Here is an 18,014-nt window from a genome sequence, read left to right on the forward strand (position 1 = left end):
GATCTCCAAGTTCGTCGCCAAAGGCGCCCGCATCCGCGGCCCCAGCTACAAAGCCACCATCAGCATCGAGATCTGCGCACCCACCGACCCTTGACCACCACACCCATCGCCTAACTACACGGCTTTGGGGCTAGCCGCGGCTACTCGTCCTCGGGCCGCCTGAGCTCCTTGTCGCGCTTCTTCTTCTGCCGGCTCGACTTGCGGCGCTTCACCCCGACGCCGCCCCAGAACGCCAGGCCCTTGACGACGACCGCGGGCGAGCCGGGCACACCCGGGCCGCTCGCCTTGTCGTCGAACCCGCCCATGATGCCGAGCCCCTTGACGTGCACGGTGATGTCGTCCGGGACGATGATCTCGAAGCCGCCCATGATGGCGAACGCCCGGATCGTCGTCTCCGGCTCGTCGAACCGCGCCTCCCGCAGGTCGACCTTGCCGCCGCCCCAGAACGCGAAGGCCCGGAAGACGCGGGGGACGTTCCACACGCCGGTCCGCTGGAACCCGCTCATGATCCCGATGCCGCTCTTCCACGACGGCGCGCCCTCCACCGGGCGCCAGGCCGCCGCCCCGGTCGCCGGAGCGGGAGGCGGCGACGCGCCCGCCGCGGGCAGGTCCCGGGTGATCGGCTCCAGGTCCGCGTACGTCTTGGCCGCGTAGACCGCGTCCAGCCGCTCGTCCAGCTCCGCGAGGGTGAGCCGCCCGTCCCCGGCGGCGTCGCGCAGCACCTGCGCGACCCGCTCGCGATCGGCGTCGCCGGCCCGCATCTCCGGGGTCGCGGACGATCCGGCGCGCTCGGGGAGATTCGTCATGCTCCGAGCCTAAACCAGGACGCGCGTCTAGGAGCGTGCCGGTTCGAGGCGGACGATCACGGATTTGGAGGTCGGGGTGTTGCTCACCTCGGCGGTGCTGTCGAGGGGGACGAGGACGTTGGTCTCGGGGAAGTAGGCCGCCGCGCAGCCGGGCGCGGTCGGGTAGGCGACGACGCGGAAGGACGGGGCGCGGCGCTCGACGCCGTCCCGCCACTCGGAGACCAGGTCGACCATCGCGCCGTCCTCGAGCCCGAGGCCGGACACGTCGGCCGGGTTGACGAACACGACGCGGCGCCCGGCCTTGACGCCCCGGTAGCGGTCGTCCATCCCGTAGACGGTGGTGTTGTACTGGTCGTGGCTCCGGACGGTCTGCAGCAGCAGCCGCCCCTCCGGGACCCGCAGGACGTCCAGTGCGTTCACCGTCAGGTTGGCCTTGCCGGTCGCGGTCGGGAACCTGCGCTCGTCGCGGGGCGCGTGCGGGAGCGTGAAGCCGGCGGGCTCGCGGATGCGGGCGTTGTAGCGGTCGAAGCCGGGGACGACCCGGGAGATGTGGTCGCGGATCACGTCGTAGTCGCGTTCCATCGCGTCCCAGCCGATGCCCGACTCGGGGAGCGCCGCCCTGGCGAGGCGGCAGACGATCGAGACCTCCGACAGCAGGTGCGGGGAGGCGGGGGCGAGGCGGCCCCGGGAGGCGTGCACCATGCCCATCGAGTCCTCGACGGAGACGAACTGCGGCCCCGACTCCTGCTCGTCGCGCTCGGTCCGGCCCAGCGTCGGCAGGATCAGGGCGGTCTCGCCGGCCTCGGCGTGCGAGCGGTTGAGCTTGGTGGACACCTGCGCGGTCAGCCGGCAGCCGCGCAGCGCCCGTTCCGTGACGGCGGAGTCGGGGGTGGCGCGGACGAAGTTGCCGCCCATCCCGAGGAACACCTTGGCCCGGCCGTCCCGCATGGCGCGGATCGCGTCCACGGTGTCCAGGCCGTGCTCGCGCGGCGGCTCGAACCCGAACTCGGCGGCGAGCGCGTCGAGGAACTCGGGCCCGGGCCTCTCCCAGATGCCCATCGTCCGGTCGCCCTGCACGTTGGAGTGGCCGCGCACCGGGCACACGCCCGCGCCGGGGCGGCCGATGTTGCCGCGCAGCAGCAGGAAGTTGACGATCTCGCGAATGGTCGGGACCGAGTTGCGGTGCTGGGTGAGGCCCATCGCCCAGCAGACGATGATCCGCTTCGCGCCCAGGACGTCGCCGAGCGCCGCGGCGATCTCGCCGCGGGTGAGGCCGGTCGCCTCCAGCACGTCGTCCCAGTCCAGGCCGAGGACGTGCTTCTCGAACGCCTCGAACCCGTGGGTGTGCGCGTCGATGAACCCGCGGTCGACGGCGTCCGGCGCCTCCGACTCCAGCAGCAGCCGGTTGAGCGCCTGGAACAGGGCGAGGTCGCCGTTCAGCCGGATCTGCAGGAACCGGTCGGCGAGCGTCGTGCCCTGCCCGGTCGCCCCGGACGGGCGCTGCGGGTTCTTGAACCGCATCAGCCCCGCCTCGGGCAGCGGGTTGACCGCGATGATCCGGGCGCCCTCCTTCTTGGCCCGTTCCAGCGCCGACAGCATCCGGGGATGGTTCGTCCCCGGGTTCTGCCCGACGACGAAGATCAGATCGGCCTTGCCGAGGTCCTCCAGGAGGACCGAGCCCTTGCCGATCCCGATCGTCTCGCTCAGCGCCGACCCGGACGACTCGTGGCACATGTTGCTGCAGTCCGGCAGGTTGTTCGTCCCGAACGAGCGGACGAACAGCTGGTAGGCGAACGCGGCCTCGTTGCTCGTCCGGCCCGAGGTGTAGAAGACGGCCTCGTCCGGCGAATCCAGCGCGTTCAACTCGGACGCGAGCAGCCCGAACGCCTCGTCCCACGACACCGGCTCGTAGTGCTCGGATCCGGCGCGCTTCAGCATCGGCTCGGTGAGCCGTCCCTGCTGCCCGAGCCAGTGGTCGGAGCGCCGCGCCAGCTCGGCGACGGTGTGCCGCGCGAAGAACTCCCGGGTGACGCGCCGCGTCGTGGCCTCCTCCGCGACGGCCTTCGCGCCGTTCTCGCAGAACTCGGCCACGTGCCGGTGGTCGCCCTCCGGCCATGCGCACCCCGGGCAGTCGAAGCCCTTCTTCTGGTTGACGCGGAGCAGCGTCAGCGCGGTGCGCCGCACGCCCATCTGCTCGTACGACTGTCGCAGCGCGGTCGTCACCCCGGGCACGCCCGCGGCCCATGTCTTCGGTTCCGAGACCTCAAGACCCTCGTCGTCGAAGTCACCGGAGGGCGCCTTGCGGCTCATCGCATACACATCCTCGTCGCCTAGGGTCTTCCCACTCTGACATGAGAACGTGCTTTCGGGCCTCTACTGGGACGGGCCTTCCGCCAGGCGGACATTGGCGGACCTGTGGGCGCCCTGGGCGGTGGTCCACTGCACCTGGACGATGTCTCCCGGATGATGCGCCAGCATCAGCGTGGTCAAGGAATCGGGCGAGTCGACGGCCCGTCCGCCGAAGGTGACGATGGCGGCGCCGACCGGGATGCCGGCCCTCTCGGCGGGGGTCCCGGGGACGACCTCGGCGACGAGCGCGCCGGTGGTGGTGCGGTTGGAGCGCACCTTGACGCCGAGCATGGCGGTGCGGCCGATGTGCACGGTGGTGGACGCCTCGCCGCGCTGGATCTGCCGCGCGATGGCGAGGGCACGGTCGGAGGGGATGGCGTATCCGCGGTGGTCCTGCGGCTCCCCGGAGCCGCCCGCCGACAGGTCCGCGGACGCGGCGGTGTTGATGCCGATGACCTTGCCGTCCGTGTTGAGCAGCGGGCCGCCGGAGTCGCCGGGCTTGATCGGCGCGTTGGTCTCGATCAGCCCGGTGAGGCGCTCGGTCGTGCCGTTGCTGTCGTCGCGGGCCGTGACGGATTGCTCCAGCGCGGTGACCTTGCCGGTGACGACCCGGGGCTTGCCGCCCCTGCCGCCCGCGTTGCCGACCGCGGAGACCGTGTCGCCGATGTTCACGGCGGACGCGGAGGCGAACACGGCGGCCTTCAGGCCGGAGGCGTCCTTCAGCCGGATCACCGCGACGTCGTCCGCGCGGTCGTAGCCGACGACCTCCGCGGTGTAGGTGCGGCGGTTGTCGGTGTCGGTGCCCTCGATCCTGGTGGCGCCCTTGATCACGTGGTTGTTGGTCAGCACGAGCCCGGACGGGTGGAACACGATGCCGGTCCCCGCGGCGCGGGTGCCGCGCAGGTTCTGCTCGGTCTCGATGTTGACGACGCCGGGGCGGCGGCCGCTGGGCTTGGCGTTCTTGGTGGTGGGTTCGACCGAGACGGGCGGCGGCACGTCCTGGACCGCGCCGCTCTCGAAGACGCGGCAGCCGGGGACCAGCAGGCAGAGCAGCGCGACCAGGATCAGCGGGACCGCGGCGGGGGCGCCGCGACGCGTGGATTCCTCGCTCACCTCACCACCTCCTCCCAGTTCCTCCCATGATTCCCATTTTCCGGGGATTAGTCGCTGGCCCCGGGGGAGTCGTGACCAGGTGGTCGTGCAGGAGGCCCGGAAGGCGGGGCTCGCCGTCCTCAGCGGGTGAAGTAGCGCCTGGGGTTGGCCACCAGCATTTGGTCGATCTGGGCGTCGGTGACGCCGAAGTCGCGCAGGGCCGGCAGCACGTCGTCGCTGATGTGCCGGTAGTTCCAGTTGGGCTGCATCGCGGGGACCGTCGCCGGGTCCGGGCCGAACCAGTCGATGAAGCAGCTCGTGTCGTGGCTGAGCACGACCCGGTCGGCGTAGCCGCGCTCGCACAGCGACGCGATCGTGGCCACCCGGTTCTCGGTGGGGTTGATGACGTCGAGGCCGAAGCGGTCCATGCCGAGGATCGCGCCGGTGTCGGCCAGCTCCATCAGGTAGTCGAGGTCGTTGCTGTCGCCCGCGTGCCCGACGACGACCTTGGTGAGGTCCACGCCCTCCTTGCCGAGCAGGTCGACGACCGTCCGCCCGGCGTGGACCGAGCTCTCGGTGTGCACGGTGACCGGCGCGCCCGTCTCGCGGTGGGTGGCGGCGACCGCCCGCAGGATGCGCTCGACGCCCGGGGTGAGGCCCGGCGCGTCCACGGCGCACTTGAGGAACGCGGCCTTGACGCCCGTGCCGGCGATGCCCTCGGTCAGGTCGCGGGTGAAGTCGGCGATCATCGGGTCGGGGCCCTCGTCCATCATCGTGCCGGGGCCGCGGTGGAGGAACTGGAACGGGATGTCGTGGTAGGTGTAGATGCCCGTCGCGACGATGATGTTGAGCTCGGGGACCTGCTCGTTGATCCGCTGGATCCGCGGGATGTACCGGCCGAGCCCCCACACCGTCGGGTCGGCGATCGTGGTGATGCCCCGCTCGGTCAGCTCGCGGAGCTTGGCGACGGCGTCGGCGACCTTCTCGTCCTCGTCCCACCAGTCGCCCGCGCCGTAGTTCTCGACGTTCTCGGTGCTGAGGACGAAGACGTGCTCGTGCATGAACGTGCGTCCCAGCCCGCCGACATCGACGGGGCCGCGGACGGTCTCCACTGCGGGCATCGGCACTCCCTGTTCGCCGGGTGGCGTGCTGCATACCGACCAGTCGGTTTTCTGGCAAGCTATGGCGTGGACCACATTCGCGTCAATGCCCGCTTTTCCGGGCCGCGTCTCCGGGAGGTGCCCACGTGACCGACACCGAGCCGAAGCCGGACGACCCGGCCGCCGCCGCCCGTTCGGGGGCGCCGGTCCGGGAGAGCGCGGTCGAGCGGCGGATCCTGGACGCGGCGCTCAGGCAGTTCGCCGAGCGCGGCTTCGACAGGACGTCCGTGCAGGGCATCGTGGAGGCCGCCGAGGTCACCAAGGGCGCCCTGTACCACTACTTCGACTCCAAGGACGACCTCCTCTACGAGATCTACCACTCGCTGATCGCCCGGCAGCTCGCCGACCTCGGCGACGTGCTGTCGCGCGGGCTGCCGCCGCGCGAGGCCGTCCGCGCCGTGCTCGGCGGGCTGATCCGCAGCACGGCGGCGCACATCGACGAGGCGAAGGTGTTCTCCCGCGAGATGCACCGGCTCGACAGCGCCCGGATGCGCTCGATCCGCGCCGACCGCCGCCGCTACCACGTGACGTTCCGCGGCCTCGTCGAGCAGGGGCAGCGGGACGGCGTGTTCAGCGACGCGACGCCCGCCGAGACCGTCACGATCGTCGCGCTGGGCATGGTCAACCAGATGCCGTCCTGGTACCGGGCGGACGGCCCGAAACCCGCCGACCGCCTCGCCGACGAGGTCACCGGCTTCGTCATGGCCGCCCTGGATCAGCGCCGCGTCTGAAGGTGGAGCGCCGCGTCGCGGACGTCGGCGAGTTCGGCGTCCCAGTCGTCCGGGGGCGCGAGCGGCGCCAGCACGAACTTCGACAGGCCGGCCTCGACGAGCCGCTTCAGGTGGGCCTCCAGGCCGTCCAGGCCGGGGACGACGTCGTCCAGCGGAGCGGGCCCGCTGACCCGCCGGACCCGGGCGAACCGCGCCTCCGCCTCCGGGGGCAGCGTCCCGCGCCGGTACGGGACGACGGCGCCGAAGTGCTCCTCCTCGATCTCGCGTCCCGCGCCCGCCGCCGCCTCCTGGACGGCGAGCCGGCCGCGCTCGCCCTCGGCGGGGGTGGTGAACGCGGCGAGCCATCCGTCCGACAGCCGTCCGGTGCGGCGCAGCTCCGGCTCGGACGTCCCGCCCATCCACACGTCGAACCCGCGCGCCGCCGGCTTCGGCAGGACCCGCAGCGCCTCGTAGCGGAACCGGGGGCCGTCGTGGGTGACCTCGTCCTCGGCCCAGAAGCGGCGCAGCAGCGGCAGCGCCTCCTCGAAGATCGGCGCCCGCTCCTCCCGCCGGACCCCGAACGCCTGCTGCTCGCCCGCGTGGCGCTGCCCGAGCCCGAACGCGGGCAGCAGCCGCCCGCCCGAGAGCACGTCGAGGGACGCCAGCTCCTTGGCGAGCACGGCGGGGGAGCGGCCCGGCAGGGTCATCACCGCGGTGCCGAACTTGATCCGCGACGTCAGCGCAGCCGCGTAGGTGAGTGCGACGACGGGGTCCAGCGCGGGGCCGGTCACCCGTTCGGACACCCACAGCGAGTCGAACCCCTCGCGTTCGAGGCCGAGCGCCAGGGCGGTCAGCGCGTCGCGGGAGAGGGTGGACGCGGCCGGGGCCATGCCGATGCGAACGATCACATCATGACGGTACGCGCGGTCAGTTCTTTGACGCAACCTTCGATGGGCGGGTGGCGGTCGCGGTGACCACCGCGGCGAGGAGCGCCAGCACCGCGATGGACAGCGCCATCGGGAGGGCGGTGTCCGGTCCCGCGACCCCGGCCAGCGGTGCGGCGGCCCCGCCGAGCGTGAACTGGGTCACGCCGAGCAGCGCGGAGGCGCTCCCTCCGGCCCGGGACGCGCGGGGCCCGGACAGGGCCAGCGCCGTCGCGTTCGGCAGGATGAGCCCCTGCCCGGTGACCGTGAGGAACAGCGCGGGCAGCACCCCGTACAGGCCGGCGCCGGTGAGGACGGCGACGACCAGGAGCGCTCCGCCCGTGGTGACGATGCCGAGCCCGGTGCCCAGCAGGCGGCGCAGCGGCACCCGCCCGGCGAGCCGGCCGCCGACCTGCGAGGCGGCCACGATGCCGAGGGCGTTGACGCCGAAGGCGACGCCGTACGTCTGCGGCGACATCCCGTAGATGTCCTGGAGGACGAACGGCGACCCGGAGATGTAGGTGAACATCGCCCCGAACGCCAGGCCGATCGTCAGCGCGTACCCGGCGAACGCCCGGTCGGCCGCCAGCCCCCGGAACGTCCGGGCGGTCGCGCGCAGCCCGCCCGTCGCCCGCCGCTCCGGCGGCAGCGTCTCCCTGAGCCCGAGCAGCGCGCCGAGGAACAGCGCCACGCCGGCCCCGGACAGGACGGCGAACAGGCCGGGCCAGGGCACGACCTGCAGCAGCTGCCCGCCGAGGACGGGCGCGAGGATCGGTGCGAGCCCGGTGACCAGCATCAGCATCGAGAAGAACTTGGCGGCCGCCACGCCCTCGTACAGGTCGCGGACGATCGCCCGCGCGATCACGATCCCGGCGGCGCCGGTGGCGCCCTGCACCACCCGCATCGCGATCAGCGCCTCCACGGTCGGCGCGGCCGCGCACAGCAGCGACGCGGCGACGTAGGCGGCCAGCCCGACCAGCAGGGGCCGCCGCCGTCCCAGCGTGTCGCTGAGCGGCCCCGCCACCGCCTGCCCCAGGGCGAGCCCGATCACGCACGCGGTCAGCGTGAGCTGCGTCTGCACCGCGCCGGTCGACAGGTCCGACGCCAGGGTGGGCAGCGCCGGCAGGTACAGGTCGATCGTCAGCGGCCCGATGGCCGTCAGCGCCCCGAGGGCGATGATCAGCCAGAGCCGCCGGTCCGCCGCGCCGCCGTGGGTGGTCCCGGCGGTCGGGCCGGCGGTCTGCGTCATTGTCTTCTTTCCGGGTCGGGATCAAGCACGGGGTAATAGTTAGCTCCGCGAACCTTCAAGGGGATGATGGCCTGAAATCATCCTGTTCATAAGGGTGTGTTCAGTCACATTGGCGTGGCGGCCCCGGCCGGAGCCGCGCGGAGTCAGAAGGGGAAGCGCTCGGCGGCGGCGACGACCGCGCCCGTCACGGTCGCGACGGTGAGCACCGACAGACCCGCCAGGACCGCCCAGCGCCCGGCCTGGTAGCCGACGGGGACGCGGTCCGGACCGCGGCCGCGCACCGGCCAGGGGGCGCGCAGCGGCGCCGTCCCGGGAAGCTCCTGGGGCGCGTCGGCCGGCGGCGTCCCGTCCGCCGTGCCCGCCGGGGCGAGGCCGGTGACCCAGCCGAGCAGGTCGGCGACGTCCGCCGGCTCGGTGGCCAGGCCGGAGGCGAAGTACCGCACCTGCCCGGCGACCTGGTCGAGGGCGCGGACGGTGTTGCCCAGGCCGACGTCCCCGAGCCAGGCGCGCACGCCGGCCCCGTCGTCGGGGCCGCCGTCCGGGCCGGCCGGCGCGGGCGGCTCGCCGAGGCAGCGGCCGATCTCCGTGCGGGCCAGCAGGTCGGTCTTGGTGACGATGACCGCGACGCGCTTCTGGCGGCCCTGGTCGGGACGGGAACGCAGCTCGTTGAGGACCCGCTGCAGGGTGTCGGCGGGATCCTCCTCCGACGACACGGCGGCCCGGTCGAGGAACTCCTTCTCGTCCTTCGTCAGGGAGCCGCGGAGCTGGGGGAGGGCGAACGGGTCGACGACGAACAGCAGCGCCTCCCCGTGGTCGAGGTAGCGCAGCGACTCGACCTCGGTGGCGCCCGTGTAGTGCTCGCCGGCCGGGTCGAACAGGTAGAGGATGCGCCGCGAACGTCCCGGCAGCTCCACGTCCACCATGGTCGCGAGCGGCAGTTCCGGTCCCGTCTTGGCGAGGCGCCCGCCGCGCTGGAACTCGCGTATCGCGCCCGCGTACGCCTGCGCGTGCCTCTGCTCGACGAACGCGAGCCGTCCGTGCAGGGTGCGGGCCCGCGCGTGCAGGGCCCGGATCCCCAGGACCATGAACGTGGTCTTGCCCGCGGCCGGGCCGCCCACGAACGGCAGCGGCTCCACGCGGACGCGCCCGATCCGCTCCGGGAGCCGTCCGCCGCAGTGCGGGCAGTACGCGGCCAGCCGGAAGCGCCCCAGCGGGACGGTCGTGGGCAGCCGCGCCCCGCACCTGCACACGTGCCGGAACGCGCCACCCGACCCAGGGGTGAGGCGGGTGTGCCGTGCGCCGCACCCCGGGCACTCGTACTCCGGGAGCCCGATGCGCTCGTAGCAGAAGGGATGCGGGCACGTCTGAAGGATCCGCCCGTACGTCATGAAGACGCGTTCCACCGCCGCCAGGACGAGCACGCACACCAGCCACACGGCGAGTCCGAGGGCCGCGACCACCCCGTACAGGACGGTGAGCGCGACCACGAACACGCCGGCGGGCACGGCGGCGGCCACGATGCCCGCGCACAGGGCCAGCCAGACGGGGAGGACGAAGAACCCCCAGAACCCGCCGAGGAGCAGCCGGGTGAGGCGGACGAGGATGGCCCTGGCCGTCCGGTACACCTGCGGGACGACCGTGCGGCTGATCGTCCACCAGTCCCGCCACACCTGGCCCAGCAGGTAGTGGCGGTAGGAGATCTTCGGCTCGGCGACCGGCGAGGGCCCGTCGAGGGCGGACGGGGCGAGCGTCCGGCAGGCGTTCAGGTAGTACAGGCCCAGCGCGGCGACCCCGGCGACGACGAGCGTCGCGGCGAACAGCACGGGGAACACGTACATGAAGCCGAGCCACATGGCCGCGCCCCACACGGCGATCAGCAGCAGCACGAGGAGGGGATGCACCGGGTCACCTCCCGCCGCGCGGGGGTTCGCCGTCGCCCCGTGCCGGTTCGAGGAGGTCGCGCAGCGCGGCCCGCAGCCGGGGGCTGCGCGCCAGGCGCGAGTCGAGCTGCTTGGCCGCCAGCCACCGGCCGGCCGCGGCCCGCGCCCAAGCCTCCAGGGCCGGGTCGGCGGCGCCGCGCGCCTTCAGCCGCAGCACGACCTCGATCAGGTCGTTGCGCTGCTCCAGTTCGCCGCCGCGCAGGGGGACGCGGCCGGCGCGGGCGCGTCCCGGCAGCTGGGCGGTCCACCGCTCGCCGAGGCGCGCCCGGACCGGAGCGGGCAGGGCCGCCAGCAGGTCCGCCCGGAACGCCGGCGGCCGCCCGCACAGGCGCCGTGCCGCCCCGACGAACGCCTCCCCGGCGAGTTGCGAGCCCGCGCCGCCGGCCGCGATCTCCTCCAGCGCCCGCGCCGCCCGCGCGGGCCCGGCGGTGATCGCCTTCCCGTACGCCTGGACGAGCGCCGCGTCGCACCCGGCCCGTCCCTCCGGCATGACCTCCCGTATCCGGTCCGCGAGGCGCAGCGTCTCCGGGTCGGCGAGGCCCTCGCCGCCGGGGAAGGCGAGGCGCGTGAACACCCGGGACAGCAGCGCCCCCAGCGCCGGGTGGCCGCCGCCTGCGCCGGCGGGGGCCGTGCCGTGCTCCTCCAGCAGGCCGAGGCCCTCGGCGGCCGAGGGCGGCGAGGCCCAGACCTGCGCGAGCGCCGCCTCCACGTCCGCGGCCACCCTGCCGTCCAGGTTCAGGAGCCGGCCGGTCGCCTCCGCGCGGCGGCCGGGGATCCGGCCGCCGACCGACGCCAGGACCGGAACCGCGATGTGCGGGACGCCCCGCAGCCACTCCGCGTCCTGGAACAGCGCGTCGCACACGTCCGGGTCCGACAGCGGCGCGGTGCGCTCGGTGAGCTCGGCGGTGATCCCGTCGAGCAGGGCGCCCCGCAGGCCCCCGCCCTGGCAGACGGTCAGGGCGGCGTGCAGGGACGCGCCGCCGTAGCCGGTGCAGCGCGCCGCGGCGTCCGCGACGTCGCCGGGGGAGACCGCCAGCCCGGCGCGCAGCGCGGCGCGGACGACGCGGGCGAGCGCGGCGAGGTCGGTGACCTCCGCGAGTGCGGCGGAGGCCCGCGCCGCCAGCACGCCGCCGGCGTCGCCCGCCCCGTCGCCCGCTCCGTCGTGCGGGGCGTTCTCGTGGACGGCCAGGGCCAGTTCCAGCCCCATGAACGGCATGGCCTGCCGCAGCTCCCGCCACAGCCAGTCGGGCGGCTCGATCCCGCGGCCCGACACGACCGCCGCGAGCTCCGCCTCCTCCTCGCCCGTCAGCGGCGCGTCCGCGCGGCACAGGGCGAGCAGCGCGGCGGCGTCGCCGCAGTCGGCGGCGGGGGCGTCCGCCCTGGCGGCGACCTCCCCGAGGAAGTCGAGGCCCGCGAAGTCGGAGTCCCGCCAGCAGGCGCCCACGCCCCGCGCGAACCGGGAGAGGCTCCCCGCCGCCGGGCCCCCGGCCAGTGGGCGCCCGGTCCGCAGGTCGACGGCCGTCTCATGCAGGGGGCGCGCTCCCATGGCGGCCCACACGTCGGGTGTCGTGCCGACGAGGATCTGCCCGGCGCGCAAGGGGTCGGCGCTGTAGGTGACGAACGACAGCCGCGCCGTCGCCGAGACCGGCAGCGAGTACGACACCAGCGCGATCCAGCGGGCGATCAGCTCGACGTCGTCGGCGACGAGGACCACCCGGCCGCCGGGGACGGCGTTCTCGCGGACGGCGCTCACCAGGAGCCCCAGCGCGCCGAAGGGGTCCTCGGGACCGGAGTGGGGCAGCCAGGCGGCGAGGTCGTCGGGGGCGAGCCCCGTGCCCGGGGCCAGGTCGTCCAGCTCGTCCAGGACGGCGCCGTCGGCCGGCAGCGGCGCCCACAGGGGGGAGCGCCAGAGCTCGGCGGGGCGCATCCCCTCCAGCTCGGCGGGCTCGGCCACCACCGCGTGCGCGAAGAAGTTGCCGTAGCGGCCCGAGTAGTCGCGGCCGAGGTAGCGGCACCGCAGCAGCAGCGGGCGCCCGTCCACCACGTCGTACAGCAGCGTCACCGGGAACCGCTCCAGCTCGGAGTCGTCGGGTGACGGCGGCGCTTCGGGCGGCGGCCGGTACGACAGGTGCGGCATGACGCCCGCCCGCGCCCCGTCGGGCAGGCCGGGCGTCTCGGCGACGAACTGGAACCCCGCCCGGCCGGTGGGCCCGCGCCGCGCGGAGGTGTAGTGCAGCTGCCAGGCCACGCCTACGGCCCCCCGGGACGGACGCCGTCGAGCATCCCGAACCGGTGGAGCAGCCACAGCAGCGGGTCCTCGGCCCGGTACGGCCGGACCCCGCCCGCGCCGACGCGTTCCCCCTCCGGGACGCCGCCGAGCGCCGACAGGCCGAACAGCGCGTGGTCGGCGTACTGCTGCCCGAGGTAGGTGTCGAGCTGGCCCGCCTGCCACTCGTGCAGCAGCGCGCGGACCTGCTCGTGCACCGCGTCCCTGTCGTCGAGGTCCAGGACGCCCTGCCCGGACCGGGACCGGTGCAGCGCCGACTGCCGCAGCAGCCCCGGCCGCAGCGCGTCGATCTTGGTGAGGGCGACCGCGACGGGGACGGGCAGCGGCTCGCCCGGCCGCGTGCCGTGCCGCTGCCGCAGCGCGTCGGTGACGCGGGCGATGATGTTCAGCGGTTCGCTGTCGGGATCCCGTCCCTGCGACGGGTCCCCCGGGCGGGCCGCGGGAACCGGCTCCCGCACGCCGGTCCGGGCTCCGGGCAGCTCCAGCGGATCGACCAGGAAGATGATCGCGTCGGCGGCCTCCAGGTACCGCAGATGCAGGTCGGTGACCTCGCGGCTGCGCAGGTCCTCGCCCGCGGTATCGAACAGCACCAGAGCGAGCGAGTCGTTGCGGGCGCGCGAGAAGCGCCCCCGGCGCGTCCGGGTGAGCAGGTACACCAGCGGCTCGCGCGGGCCGGTGGCGGCGCTCGCCGTCGTCGGCAGCAGCCGCCGCTCCTCCAGCAGCGGGCGCGCGAAGTCGCGCTTGTACCGCTCGATCGTCCGGTCGTCGCACGCCACCAGCGACGCGTCCAGCTCCGTCCCGACCCGGTTCATCAGCTCGTGCAGCAGCACGGCGATGTAGGTGCTCTTGCCCGCGTTCTTCGCCCCGACGAGCGCGACGATCCGGCCGGGTGAGTCGACGTACGCCGACGGCAGCGGGTTGTGGCACTGCGGGCAGGCCCGGTTTCCGGTCGGGAGGCCGCAGTCCGGGCAGTTCGCGCGCCCCTTGCGCCCGGACGCGGCGAACACCGGCGGCAGCGACGCGCCCGCCGCCGCCCCCGTGTACGCGGCGAGCTCCTCGTCCAGGACGGGCGCGCAGCCCTGCCGCCGCCCGGACCGCCCCCGGCACCGGAACAGGATCCGCTGCGGCGCGACGGACGTGAAGCAGTACGGGCAGGTGACGCCCTGCCGGGACGAGCCCTGACCCGGCGCACGCCGCCGGGACGGCACACCGGGCACCCGCGCGAGCGGCCCCGTCATCGCTGGACCTGGAGCCGGCGGACCGGGGGGTCGCTCAACTCGACGGAGTCGTCGTCGGCGAAGCAGCGCAGCCAGTACGGCCCGGGGGCGTCCGGCACGGCCAGCGACAGCTCTCCCGGCACGGGCACCTGCTCCCACGCCCCGAGCGTCTCCCCGTCGCCCGGACGGTGGGGCATGACCCGCCCGGCGCGCAGCACGAGCGCCAGCCGCGCCAGCCGCAGCGGGCGGGGGGAGGTGAGCCGCACGGTCAGCGTCCGCCGCCACGGCGGCCCCGACCGCAGCACGTCGTAGCGGACGATCGTGCGGGCCTCGACCTCGGCGGTCACCGGCGGCCCGGTCACCCGGGAGCCGCCCACGGTCCCGGCCGCCGCGACCGACAGCTCGACGCGCTCGTCCTCGGGGACCGGCAGCCTGATGCCGCCCTGGGTGTCGTAGGCGGCGCGGGTCACGACCTCGCTCCCGTGCCCGCCGGGGGGCCGGGGCCCGGCGCCGACCCGGTACACGAGCTCGACCTCGGCGACGTCCGGCGGCCAGTCGAACCCGACGTGCACGTGGGCGCCGCGCCGCTCGGCGACCAGGCGGCGCGGGGGCGGCAGGTTCACGTGCCGGTGGTACGCGCCGATCGCCGCGGTGCCCTCCGCGACGGTCACCGCGAGCAGCCACCCGCTGGACCCCGGCCTCACCTCCAGCCCGCGGGGGACCGGCGCGCACGCCAGCCGCCGCGTGTCGCGCCGCACCTCCTCCAGCGGGACGAGCGCGCTGCGCGGCCACGGCGGCGGCCCCTCCGCCAGCACCAGCTCGGCCGTCCCGTTCCCGGGCGGGTCGAACCGGACCCGGACCAGGCCGGGATCGGACGCGTCGGCGCCGGCGGTCAGCTCGTACACCGGCTCGGGCGGCGCGCTCGGCGTGACCGAGGCCCGCACGCCGTCCGTCACGACCTCGCGGCCGGAGGCGTCGAGGTAGACGGCGCAGATCCGGTAGTGGTGCGTCCGGCCGTTCGGGACCCGCTCGCGGAACCCGTCGCGGCCGGCCGGGACCGTCCGCCCGTCGCGGACCACGACGACCCGCGCCGCCTCCGCCGGGCACCGCCACCGGCCCGTCACCTGGCCGTCCCCGGCCAGCAGCTCCACCTCGCCCGGATCGGGCCGCACGAGCAGCGGCCCGGCCACGGCGGGCGCGGCGGCCGCCTCGCCGCGCACCGCGACCACGCCGTAGTACAGCGGCACGTTGACCGGCGGCCGCCCGTCGACGTCCCCGGTGATCGGCGTCCCGTCCCGCAGATCGCGTGGCGGCCGCCCCTGCCGCCGCACGACCTGGTAGGACACCGCGCCCGCGGCGGACGGCGACGGCGCCCACGAGAGCCGCACCGCCGCCTCACCGCGCCCGCCGGCGGCGGAGGCGTCCGCGGGGGCGTCCACGTCCGCGGTCACCGACGCGGCGGGATGAGGGGGCAGCCGGCGCTGGTGGGCGGCCGCGCCGGGGAGGTCGCGGACGAGCCGCAGGGCGTCGGCGAGGAGACGGTACGCGCGGTCCGGGTCGGTTTCGGCGGCGGCGGTCTCGCGCAGGCGCAGCGCGGTGTCGAGGCGGTGCCGGGCTTCGGCGGCGAGGACCTCCTCCTCCGGCGCCTCGGGGCCCCCGGACGCGCGGGGGACGCTCGCGGCGTCCGCCAGCTCGGACGCGGCGAACACCTCGCCGGCGTCCAGGAGCGCGCGGAGGCGTCCCGCGAGGCCGCCGCCGGGCCCGGACTCGCGGACGACGGCGAACACCATGCGGCGCGCGTCGCCCTGGTCGATGCCGAGGTCCTCCGTCGCGAACCGCAGCAGCGCCCGCTCGGACGCCCGCTGCCGCAGCCGCTCGCGGAGCCGCTCCACCACGTCGTAGAGGACGAGCTCGGGGAGGTCGGCCCCCGATCGGAGCGCGGCCAGGATCGTGTCGGCGTGCGTGGTGCTGGTGTCGCGGCTGCGGCGGGCCCACTCCGCGCCGGCCGCCGCGACCGCGTCGGCGTCGAGCCGCAGGTTCGCGCCCGGCGCGGCGAAGCCGTCCAGCAGCCGGACCGGCCCGGTGAGACGCGCCCCGAACAGGAAGTCGGCCAGGTGCCGCTTGCCCAGGACGTCCAGCGACTCCTGGACCTTCCGGTACGCCGGATAGGGCGTGGCGGTCGGCAGCGGGTCGGGCTCGCGGATCTCGATGCGGTCGCCGGCGGCGAGCCCCTCCAGCTCGGCGCGGGTCACGCCGCCGGTGCGGGCGATGCCCTCGATCTCGGCGGGCGTCGCCATCCTCAGCGTCCCCGCCGCGTCGGCGAGCCGGGCGCGGGCCTGGGCGCGGCGGCGCTCGCCGCGCTCGCGCCCGCCGCGCAGCCGCGCGTTCAGCGGGCGCAGGTCACCGCGCTCGGCGGCGCTGAACAGCGGCGCCAGCTCACGGTGCTCGGCCTCCAGCCGGTCGATCAGCTTGCGGTACTTCAGCTGCCCCCGGGCCCGCCGCCAGCACTGCCTGACCTCCTTGACCCGCGCCGCGACCGCCGGCGCCGCCCGCGGGTCGGCCAGCGTGTCGGCCAGCGCGTACCGGACGCGCAGGTCCTCGGGGGGCTGATCGCCCGCCTCCCGCGCGGGCTCCAGCACCTCCCGCCGGTAGTCGTCGTCGAACGTCACGGGCGCCTCCGGGGCCGCGGGCCGCTAGCTGACCTGAACCCGGGAGAGGGCCTTCCGGGAGCGCTCGACCTCCTCCTCGGACATGCCGCCGACGTCGACCTTCAGCTCCAGCCGCTCGCCGGTCTCCTTCTCCACGGCCGTGACGTTCAGCAGGCCGGACGAGTCGAGCGCGAACGTGACCCCGATCGGCCAGCCGGCCTTCTTGCCGGGCGGGACGCGGATCTCCCCGGTCGCGATCTCGGTGTTGTCGATCAGGTCGGCGGACTCCACGACCCCGGCCTGCTCCATCACCCGGATGTCGGCGGACGCCTGGTCGTCGTAGACGGTGAAGAAGTCCTCGGTCTTCGCGGCGGGCAGCTCGTCGTTGGCGTGCACGAGATGCGCGACGTTCTCGGCGCCGGTCTCCCGGTCGACCACCACGATCCCGAACGCGTGCGAGGCGACCGTCTTGATCTGCCGCCCGGCGATCTGCTTCTGCTGCTCGGCGGACAGTCCCGCGCGGCTCGCCATCTCCTCGGCGCGCTCGGCCGCGCCCTCCCGGACGAGCCGCCGGTAGGTCTCCTCGAACGCGTACAGGGCGGCGCCCTTGGCGACCGCGAGGTCGGGGTCCTGCAGCCGGGGGGACAGGCCCAGCTCGGTCTCCAGCCGCGCCGCGACGACCGGCATCTTCGTGGACCCGCCGACCAGCACGAGGTCGTCGTAGTCGTCGACGTTCTTGTCGGAGGCGGTCGCCAGGGTCCGGCCGGTGATCTCGACGGTCCGGTCGAGGAGGTCCTTGGTCAGCTCCTCCAGCTTCTCCCGCGTCACCTCGACCGACGCGACCCGCCCGGCGTGCATGACGCGGACGGTGTGCGCGGTGCGGGTGGTGAGGGCCTTCTTGGCGTCCTCGGCGTCGCGGCGGAGCTGCTGCTCGGTCTGCTTGTCGTCGAGCGGGTCGCCGGCGTCCGGGTGCTCGGCGCGGAACCGCTCGGCCAGGTGCTCGACGAGCCGCGCGTCCCAGTCGGCGCCGCCCAGCTCGTGGTCGCCGTCGGTGCAGACGACCTCGATGTGCCCGTCGCGCAGCGTGATGACCGTGGTGTCGAACGTCCCGCCGCCCAGGTCGTACACCAGGATCGTCCTGTCCTGCTCGGGGTTGAGGACGCCGTAGGTGATCGCGGCGGCGATCGGCTCCGACACGATGTCGATGACGTTCAGCCCGGCGATCCGGCCCGCCTTGCGGGTCGCGTCGCGCTCGGCCGCGCCGAAGTAGGCGGGGACGGTGACGACCACGTCGCGGGTCTCCTCGCCCGTCGTGGTGCGCGCGTCCGTCGCGAGCTTCAGCAGGATGAAGGCCGACAGCTCCTCGGGGGTGAAGTCGATCCCGTGGATGGGGCGCGTCACGTCCCGGCCCATGTCGCGTTTGACGAGGCTGACGACGTTGTCGGGCTCCAGCACCGCGGTGTCCTTCGCGGTGGCGCCGACGATGACGTTCTCGCCGCTCTCGAAGTAGACGACGGACGGGGTCGTGTCGGTGCCCTCCAGGTTGCGCAGGACCGCCGGCCGCCCGACATCGTCGATGGAGGCAATGCAGGAGTACGTGGTTCCGAGGTCGATCCCGTAGACAGCCATGTCC

The 18,014-nt window shown here is 74.7% G+C and carries 12 protein-coding genes; 1 reads left to right on the forward strand and 11 read right to left on the reverse strand.

Annotation, left to right across the window (positions count from 1 at the left end; genetic code table 11):
* Nucleotides 1–140: 140 nt before the first annotated feature.
* From E1281_RS09950 to E1281_RS09965, 4 genes are all read right to left on the reverse strand, one after another.
* A complete protein-coding gene (locus tag E1281_RS09950; RefSeq protein ID WP_243716771.1) occupies nt 141–806 on the reverse strand; it encodes a DUF1707 domain-containing protein in 666 nt (221 codons plus the stop codon).
* Nucleotides 807–833: 27 nt separating this feature from the next.
* On the reverse strand, nt 834–3,116 hold the full coding sequence (locus E1281_RS09955) for an FdhF/YdeP family oxidoreductase (RefSeq protein ID WP_131876992.1): 2,283 nt from the start codon (nt 3,114–3,116) through the stop codon (nt 834–836).
* Nucleotides 3,117–3,179: 63 nt separating this feature from the next.
* On the reverse strand, nt 3,180–4,268 hold the full coding sequence (locus tag E1281_RS09960; protein ID WP_131876993.1) for a trypsin-like peptidase domain-containing protein: 1,089 nt from the start codon (nt 4,266–4,268) through the stop codon (nt 3,180–3,182).
* A gap of 119 nt (nt 4,269–4,387) precedes the next feature.
* Nucleotides 4,388–5,368, reverse strand: coding sequence for a phosphotriesterase (locus E1281_RS09965; protein WP_131876994.1), 981 nt, complete (start codon nt 5,366–5,368; stop codon nt 4,388–4,390).
* Nucleotides 5,369–5,493: 125 nt separating this feature from the next.
* Here E1281_RS09965 and E1281_RS09970 point away from each other — a divergent pair, with 125 nt between their 5' ends.
* Complete coding sequence (locus E1281_RS09970; RefSeq protein ID WP_131876995.1) at nt 5,494–6,138, forward strand: TetR/AcrR family transcriptional regulator; 645 nt, start codon at nt 5,494–5,496, stop codon at nt 6,136–6,138.
* On the opposite strand, the gene E1281_RS09975 is transcribed toward E1281_RS09970, so the two are convergent.
* The 7 genes from E1281_RS09975 to E1281_RS10005 all read right to left on the reverse strand — a co-directional run bounded on the left by E1281_RS09975 (nt 6,123) and on the right by E1281_RS10005 (nt 18,010).
* Entirely contained in the window at nt 6,123–7,025 is a 903-nt protein-coding gene (locus E1281_RS09975) for an LLM class flavin-dependent oxidoreductase (RefSeq protein ID WP_131876996.1), read from the reverse strand. The two genes, E1281_RS09970 and E1281_RS09975, sit on opposite strands and share 16 nt — an antisense overlap.
* Nucleotides 7,026–7,044: 19 nt before the next feature.
* A complete protein-coding gene (locus E1281_RS09980; protein ID WP_131876997.1) occupies nt 7,045–8,289 on the reverse strand; it encodes a multidrug effflux MFS transporter in 1,245 nt (414 codons plus the stop codon).
* Nucleotides 8,290–8,432: 143 nt separating this feature from the next.
* The gene (locus E1281_RS09985) at nt 8,433–10,190 is read right to left on the reverse strand and encodes a hypothetical protein (protein WP_131876998.1); all 1,758 of its coding nucleotides are present in this window, start codon (nt 10,188–10,190) and stop codon (nt 8,433–8,435) included.
* Between the two features lie 4 nt (nt 10,191–10,194).
* Nucleotides 10,195–12,477 (reverse strand): hypothetical protein, encoded by a 2,283-nt coding sequence (locus E1281_RS09990; RefSeq protein WP_131876999.1) that lies wholly within the window; start codon nt 12,475–12,477, stop codon nt 10,195–10,197.
* Between the two features lie 2 nt (nt 12,478–12,479).
* Nucleotides 12,480–13,754, reverse strand: a complete 1,275-nt coding sequence (locus E1281_RS09995; RefSeq protein WP_243716774.1) for a GTPase — start codon at nt 13,752–13,754, stop codon at nt 12,480–12,482.
* Entirely contained in the window at nt 13,751–16,402 is a 2,652-nt protein-coding gene (locus E1281_RS10000) for a hypothetical protein (RefSeq protein ID WP_131877000.1), read from the reverse strand. The genes E1281_RS09995 and E1281_RS10000 overlap by 4 nt, the downstream gene beginning before the upstream one ends.
* A gap of 24 nt (nt 16,403–16,426) precedes the next feature.
* Nucleotides 16,427–18,010, reverse strand: coding sequence for an Hsp70 family protein (locus tag E1281_RS10005; RefSeq protein WP_131877001.1), 1,584 nt, complete (start codon nt 18,008–18,010; stop codon nt 16,427–16,429).
* Nucleotides 18,011–18,014: the final 4 nt, after the last annotated feature.

This window comes from Actinomadura sp. KC345, from assembly GCF_004348515.1.
GTDB lineage: Bacteria > Actinomycetota > Actinomycetes > Streptosporangiales > Streptosporangiaceae > Spirillospora.